Source organism: Leisingera sp. ANG59 (assembly GCF_013317235.1).
Classification (GTDB): Bacteria; Pseudomonadota; Alphaproteobacteria; order Rhodobacterales; family Rhodobacteraceae; genus Leisingera.
On record NZ_WLCM01000044.1, the window covers coordinates 23,882 to 30,436 of the forward strand.

Below are 6,555 nucleotides of genomic sequence, written 5' to 3' on the forward strand. Positions count from 1 at the left end.
GCAATCGCGCCGGGGGAATTTTGCGGAGCGCCCCGGACTTGGGACTGCCCCGGCCGGCCGCCGGGGCGATTCGCCGAGCGAAACAAGGTCTCAGCAGATCAGTTCACCAGCCAGGGAGTTTGCTCCGGAAGACACAATACGCACCCGGGCAAGTTCGCCAATACCGCGGCTGCAATCTGCGACATGCACGGCATGCAGGTAGTCGGATTTCCCCACCATCTGCCCGGGCAAGCGTCCCGCCTTTTCAAACAGCACACCGACTTCACGGCCAACCATGCTGTCCTGCACTTCGCGCTGTTGACGGGTCAGCAAGGCTTGCAGGCGCTGCAGCCGGTCGTCTGCCGCCGCCGGGTCCACCTGCGCGCGCTCCGCCGCGGGGGTGCCGGGGCGGGTCGAGTATTTGAAGGAATAGGCAGTGCCGTACTTTACCTCCTCCACCAGGTCCATGGTGGCCTGGAAGTCTTCCTCGGTCTCTTCCGGAAAGCCGACAATAAAGTCGCCGGAGATCAGGATGTCAGGCCGCGCGGCGCGGATACGCTCAATCAGGCGGATGTAGCTTTCAGCGGTGTGGGAGCGGTTCATCCGCTTGAGGATCTTATCGGACCCCGCCTGCACCGGCAGATGCAGATAGGGCATCAGCTTGGCGCAGGTGCCATGTGCCTCGATCAGGTCGTCCTGCATGTCGTTCGGATGCGAAGTGGTGAAGCGGATGCGCTCCAGCCCATCGATTTTATCCAGCTCCCAAATCAGCTGCGCCAGGGTGAGATCGCCGTTGGGCCCTGCGCCGTGGTAGGCGTTCACGTTCTGTCCCAGCAGGGTGATTTCACGCACGCCGCGTTCAACCAAGTCCTGCGCCTCGCGCAGGATACGGTCTGCCGGCCGCGAGACCTCGGCACCGCGGGTATACGGCACAACACAGAAGGCGCAGAACTTGTCGCAGCCTTCCTGCACCGTCAGAAATGCTGTCGGGCCGCGCTTGGCCTTGGGGCGCTTTTTCAGTTTTTCGAACTTGTCTTCCTCGGGGAAATCGGTGTCCAGCACTTTTTCCCCTTCGCGCGCCTTGGTCTCCATCTCCGGCAGACGGTGGTAGCTTTGCGGTCCGACCACCAGATCGACCAGCGGCTGGCGCCGCATGATCTCCTCGCCTTCGGCCTGAGCGACACAGCCAGCGACGCCGATCTTCAGGTCCGGCTTCTCAGCCTTCAGCCCCTTGAAGCGGCCAAGTTCCGAATAGACCTTTTCCGCCGCCTTCTCGCGGATGTGGCAGGTATTAAGCAGGATCATGTCGGCGTCATCGGCCGATTTCGTCTCGACATAACCTTTGCCGCCCAGTGCCTCGGCCATACGTTCGCTGTCGTAAACATTCATCTGACAGCCATAGGTCTTGATAAACAGCTTCTTCGGGGCGCTCATGCAGGTCAGCCTTCCAGCCAAGGTGGGTAAACAGCGGCTTGCAATACAGGCAAATGCCGCAGCTTGCAATGGAGCGGCATTTACCCGATTTTTGCTGCAAAGGCCAGAAAGGCAGGGCAGACCGGCATGATGTATTCCTCGCTGCAGAATTTCTTGAAACAGGGCAAACCACTACTGGCTAAGGGACCGGTGGCACTGATCTTCATTGAAGATGAAACGGAGATAGCCACCACGCTGCGCCACCACATTCAAAGCGGCTTCACGGCGGTGGCGGCACTGATGCCGGATGCCTTTGACCTGCCTCCGGATGTGCGCGCAATGGTGCATAGGGTGCCGTTTGATTGCGGAATCGAAGGGGCGGTCACAAGCGCTGTCAATGCAGTCATCGCTGCGGCTGAGCCGGGCTGCTGGCTCTACTACTGCTATAACGCGGAATACCTGTTCTACCCGTTTTGCGAGTCCCGCGGGATCGGAGAGATGCTCACGTTTCACACCGAGGAACGCCGGGATGCGATGCTCACCTATGTAATCGACCTCTATGCCGGCGATCTGAACGCTTGCCCAAGCGCGGTGTCCCTAGAAGAGGCGTATCTCGACAAGTCCGGTTACTATGCGCAGTCACGGAAGGACCCGGAAACTGGACACCCGCGCGAGCGGCAGCTGGATTTCTTTGGCGGCGTTCGCTGGCGCTTCGAAGAACACATCCCCGCGGCCAGCCGCAAGATCGATCGTATTTCACTGTTCCGCGCCAAACCGGGTTTGCAGCTGCAGCCGGATCACACGTTCAACAACCAGGAATACAATACATATGCGTGCCCCTGGCACCACAACCTGACAGCCGCAGTCTGCTCCTTCCGCACCGCCAAAGCGCTCAAGCGGAATCCCGGCTCCTCTTTCGATATCGAAACCTTCCGCTGGCACAATTCCGCGCCGTTTGAATGGCACTCGCGCCAGCTTCTGGACCTAGGCCTGATGGAACCCGGACAATGGTTCTAAGGCGGGCGCATCAAACTGCTATCGCAAGGCTTGACCAGTATACCCTTGCCGATATGCAGATGAGCGCAGATTTTGTAGGTTCAGGTGAAACCTTGCACTGCGGCGCACGAAAATACAGGAAAATTCGGATTTCGTTCCACAAACTTTGCACACGGTTTCGACCATAACTTTGCACTGTGCAAGGCCTTGTTGCAAAAAATCCTGAGGGATTCACTGCATGAATCCAGCATGATAGCTTGGAGGCATGAGCAGCTGGGCTCCGACGAAGTACAAGACCACGAACTGGTCTGCTTACAATGAAGCACTGTGTCAGCGCGGATCGCTGACGATCTGTATGCCTCCGGCGGAGGCCGTCTGACGAGATTACGGTGCTGGTGATAAGTCCGACCTTATGGCCGACCAAAAGTTCAGACCTGAGATCGAAGTCCTTTCCGCCGCTGACGCTCCGCGCCGGCGGCACTGGAGGGGTGCAGATAAAATCCGGATCGTGGAGGAAAGCTTTGTGGGACATCGCCAGGTGGCAGCGACAGCCCGGCGGCATGGTGTATCGCGCTCTCTTTTGACGGTATGGCGGCGGCAATACCGGGACGGGGAACTTGGCGACGAGACCTCACCGGCATTTATCCCGTTGACGCTTTCGCCTGGGACGCCCGCGCCAACACCAGTCGCACAGTCTGGAGCCGACGATGTCCAGCTCGAGATCGTACTTAGGAACGGGCGCCGGCTCCTTGTCCCCTCCACAGTGGACCCCGAGATGCTGGCCCGGCTTCTTCCGGTGCTGGAGGGACGATGATCGCCTTCCCGGCGGGGGTACGCGTTTGGATCGCGGGCGGAGTGACCGACATGCGGCGCGGCATGAACACCCTGGCTCTGACTGTTCAGCAAGGTCTTGGGCGCGACCCGCATGCGGGTGAGATCTTCTGCTTCCGGGGGCGCAGGGGCGACCTGGTCAAACTGCTTTGGCACGATGGTGTCGGCATGTCGCTCTATACCAAACGGCTGGAAGCGGGGAAGTTCATCTGGCCAGCCAGCGGGACCGGCGAAGCGGTGCAGATCTCCGCTGCCCAGCTCGGATACCTGCTGGAGGGGATCGACTGGCGCAATCCGCGCTGGACACAACGCCCTGCAAAGGCAGGATAAATTGGCTTTATGGACCTCATTTTCATAGGTTTTGCGGAGCGCACGTGGTAGGTCTCGGCCATGTCAGATGCCGCTTCCGAGATTGCCAGATTGCGCGCCGCACTTGCGGCATCGGAAGCACGTGCCGAGGCTGCTGAGACTGAACTTGCGCAGGCCCGGGCGGTGGTCTCTACCTCCGAGGCGATGATCAAGCATCTCCGGCTTGAGATCGCCAAACTCCGGCGCGAACAGTATGGCCACAGTTCGGAACGGCGTGCCCGCTTGATCGACCAGATGGAGATGCAGCTCGAGGAGCTCGAAGCTGCGGCTGCCGAGGATGAGATCGCGGCAATGAGGCTGACGAAGACCACGGCCGTGGCCGGCTTCGAACGCCGCCGCCCGGCACGCAAGCCCTTTCCGAACCATCTGCCGCGTGAACGTGTGGTGGTCGACGCCCCCACGGCCTGTTCCTGCTGCGGCTCAGATCGCATCGTGAAGATGGGGGAGGACATTACCGAGACGCTGGAGGTGATCCCGCGGCAATGGAAAGTGATCCAGACGGTCCGTGAGAAGTTCACCTGCCGGGCTTGCGAGAAGATCAGCCAGCCGCCGGCGCCCTTCCACCCCACGCCCCGTGGCTGGGCCGGTCCAAACCTTCTGGCGATGATCCTGTTCGAGAAGTTTGGGCAGCATCAGCCTTTGAACCGTCAGGCCGAACGCTACGCAAAGGAAGGTGTCGATCTCAGCCTTTCGACGATTGCCGATCAGGTTGGGGCCTGCACCGTTGCACTCGAGCCCCTTCATGCGCTGATCCGGACCCATGTCCTTGAGGCAAAACGCTTGCACGGCGATGACACAACGGTGCCGCTGCTGGCAAAGGGCGGGACAAAAACTGCCCGGCTCTGGACCTATGTCAGGGATGACCGCCCCTTTGGCGGCGGCGCTCCACCTGCCGCTCTGTTCCACTTCTCCCGTGACCGCGGAATGGCCAACCCGAACCGGCACCTCGCCGGGTGGCAGGGCATCCTGCAAGCCGATGCCTATGGCGGCTACAACGACCTCTACCGCGCCGGACGCGACCCGGCGCCAGTCAGCAGTGCGCTGTGCTGGAGCCATGCCCGGCGCAAATTCTTCGAACTCGCCGACATCAAAGGAATAATCCGCAGGGGCAAGCCTGCCCATGACATCTCGCCCGTGGCGCTGGAGGCGGTGGCCCGGATCGACGCGATCTTCGACATCGAGCGCGGCATCAATGGCCTGCCCGCCGAAGAGCGGCACGCCATCCGGCAACGGCTGTCCCGCCCTCTGGTCGAGGCATTGCACGACTGGATGAGCACGGAGCGCGACAGGATGTCGAAGCATAACCCGGTCGCCAAGGCGATCAGCTACATGTTCACCAAGGACCGATGGGCGGCCTTCAGCCGCTTCCTTGATGATGGCCGTATTTGCCTGACGAACAATGCGGCCGAACGGGCCCTGCGGGGCGTTGCTCTCGGCCGGAAGTCTTGGCTCTTCGCCGGGTCGGAGCGCGGCGGCGACCGCGCCGCGTTCATGTATTCCCTGATCGTCACTGCCAGGATGAACAATGCGGACCCCCAAGCCTGGCTGGCCGATGTCCTTGCCCGGCTGCCCGGCACGACGGCATCCCGTGTGCCGGATCTATTGCCGTGGAACTGGTCCCCGACCGAGAAAAGGATAGCTGCATGACCCTGATCGCCCGCCTGCGGATCATCCTGAACGACGTTGATCCTCTGCCTATGCGCCATATCGAGGTGCCGCTGAAGATCAGGCTCGACCGGCTGCATGAGGTTATGCAGGCAGCTATGGGCTGGACCGATACCCATCTCTATGAGTTCCGTGCCGGCGATGCTGGCTGGGGCGTACCAGATCCGGATGGGTTCTATGATGGCCCGTTGCCAGCGAAGAAAACGACGCTGGAGAAGGTGCTCGAGGGGACCGGTGTCAGGACCATCCAGTATATCTATGACTTCGGCGACGACTGGGACCACAGCATCCGGGTCGAGCGGGTCAACGATGCCACCCCCGGCGTGCTCTACCCACGGCTTCTCAAGGCCACCGGCGCCTGTCCGCCAGAGGACGTCGGCGGCGCCTGGGGCTACGAAGAGTTCCTCGAAGCCCTCGCCGATCCCGGCCACGAGCAACACGAGGACATGATCCGCTGGTCGGGTGGCGCGTTTGATCCTGAAGATGCCAAGGCCGACAGGATAGTCGAGCGGCTTAACCAGCTTACAAAGAAATGGGCTCCGCGGCCCCGCAAACCCCAAACCCCCAAGGGCACGACCTGAGAACTGCCCACGTCCGTGGTCTACGCCGGATGGTTACGACGATCTGGTTCGATCCAGCCATGGAGTGGGTCCCTCCGCCGACCGGGAAGCGCGGTCGCCAACAGAGCTTCAGCGATGCCGCGATCCAGACCTGTCTGACTATGAAGGTGCAATTTGGCTTGCCGTTACAGCAAACGACTGGGTTCGTGCATAGCCTGTTGCAACTTGTTGGTCTGGACTGGACGGTGCCGGACTTCAGTACCCTGTGTCGCCGTCAAAGAACACTGAACGTGGCCATCCCCTATCCGGCTCCATGGATAGCTTCTGGAGTAGGTTGAGGGGGTAGAAGCCTGCGATCTCAAGGTGACCGTCCTTGATGACCAGCTTGGCGTCTGACTGGCGCTTTAAGTGCAGGTTAGCGCCGTAGATTGTCCGTCCGGTCGACCAGGTCTTTCCACATCAGGAACTTGGCAAAGGAGAAGGTGGACATGGCCAGTTCTTCCACCACCTCGAACCCGGCTGTGAATCGGCGTGCAAAATTGACCCACTTTGGTGGGTTATGAGCGAGTAAAATTGACCCACCTGTTTTCGTTAACATCCGCACTAAAAGTGCGGAGGAAAGAGCAGGTGTTACTGATGGAAAGCGTGTCGAAGATCCGACGATGGGTATTGGTTGAGGGACGCAGCATCCGGTCTGTTGCGCGGGCGACGGGATTATCGCGGAACACGATCAAGAAGTATC

The 6,555-nt window shown here is 60.6% G+C and carries 7 protein-coding genes and 1 pseudogene; 6 read left to right on the forward strand and 2 right to left on the reverse strand.

Annotation, left to right across the window (positions count from 1 at the left end; genetic code table 11):
• Positions 1–90 precede the first annotated feature (90 nt).
• A complete protein-coding gene (gene miaB / locus GKC28_RS22380) occupies positions 91–1,413 on the reverse strand; it encodes a tRNA (N6-isopentenyl adenosine(37)-C2)-methylthiotransferase MiaB (protein WP_174149198.1) in 1,323 nt (440 codons plus the stop codon).
• A gap of 126 nt (positions 1,414–1,539) precedes the next feature.
• Between miaB and GKC28_RS22385 the strand changes: the two genes are divergently transcribed.
• The 6 genes and pseudogenes from GKC28_RS22385 to GKC28_RS22415 all read left to right on the forward strand — a co-directional run.
• The gene (locus tag GKC28_RS22385; RefSeq protein WP_174149199.1) at positions 1,540–2,409 is read left to right on the forward strand and encodes a hypothetical protein; all 870 of its coding nucleotides are present in this window, start codon (positions 1,540–1,542) and stop codon (positions 2,407–2,409) included.
• Between the two features lie 391 nt (positions 2,410–2,800).
• Positions 2,801–3,202: a transposase gene (locus GKC28_RS22395; protein ID WP_174149200.1), complete on the forward strand. Its 402-nt coding sequence runs from the start codon at positions 2,801–2,803 to the stop codon at positions 3,200–3,202.
• The gene (gene tnpB / locus GKC28_RS22400) at positions 3,199–3,549 is read left to right on the forward strand and encodes an IS66 family insertion sequence element accessory protein TnpB (RefSeq protein WP_174149201.1); all 351 of its coding nucleotides are present in this window, start codon (positions 3,199–3,201) and stop codon (positions 3,547–3,549) included. Before GKC28_RS22395 ends, tnpB begins: the two co-directional genes overlap by 4 nt.
• Positions 3,550–3,609: 60 nt before the next feature.
• Entirely contained in the window at positions 3,610–5,235 is a 1,626-nt protein-coding gene (locus GKC28_RS22405) for an IS66 family transposase (protein WP_174149202.1), read from the forward strand.
• The gene (locus GKC28_RS22410; protein WP_174149203.1) at positions 5,232–5,834 is read left to right on the forward strand and encodes a plasmid pRiA4b ORF-3 family protein; all 603 of its coding nucleotides are present in this window, start codon (positions 5,232–5,234) and stop codon (positions 5,832–5,834) included. The genes GKC28_RS22405 and GKC28_RS22410 overlap by 4 nt, the downstream gene beginning before the upstream one ends.
• Before the next feature lie 38 nt (positions 5,835–5,872).
• Positions 5,873–6,118: pseudogene (locus GKC28_RS22415) on the forward strand (transposase); the annotation flags it as partial.
• Between the two features lie 252 nt (positions 6,119–6,370).
• On the opposite strand, the gene GKC28_RS26215 reads toward GKC28_RS22415, so the two are convergent.
• On the reverse strand, positions 6,371–6,555 hold a 185-nt coding region (locus GKC28_RS26215), incomplete at its 5' end, for a hypothetical protein (RefSeq protein WP_217434187.1).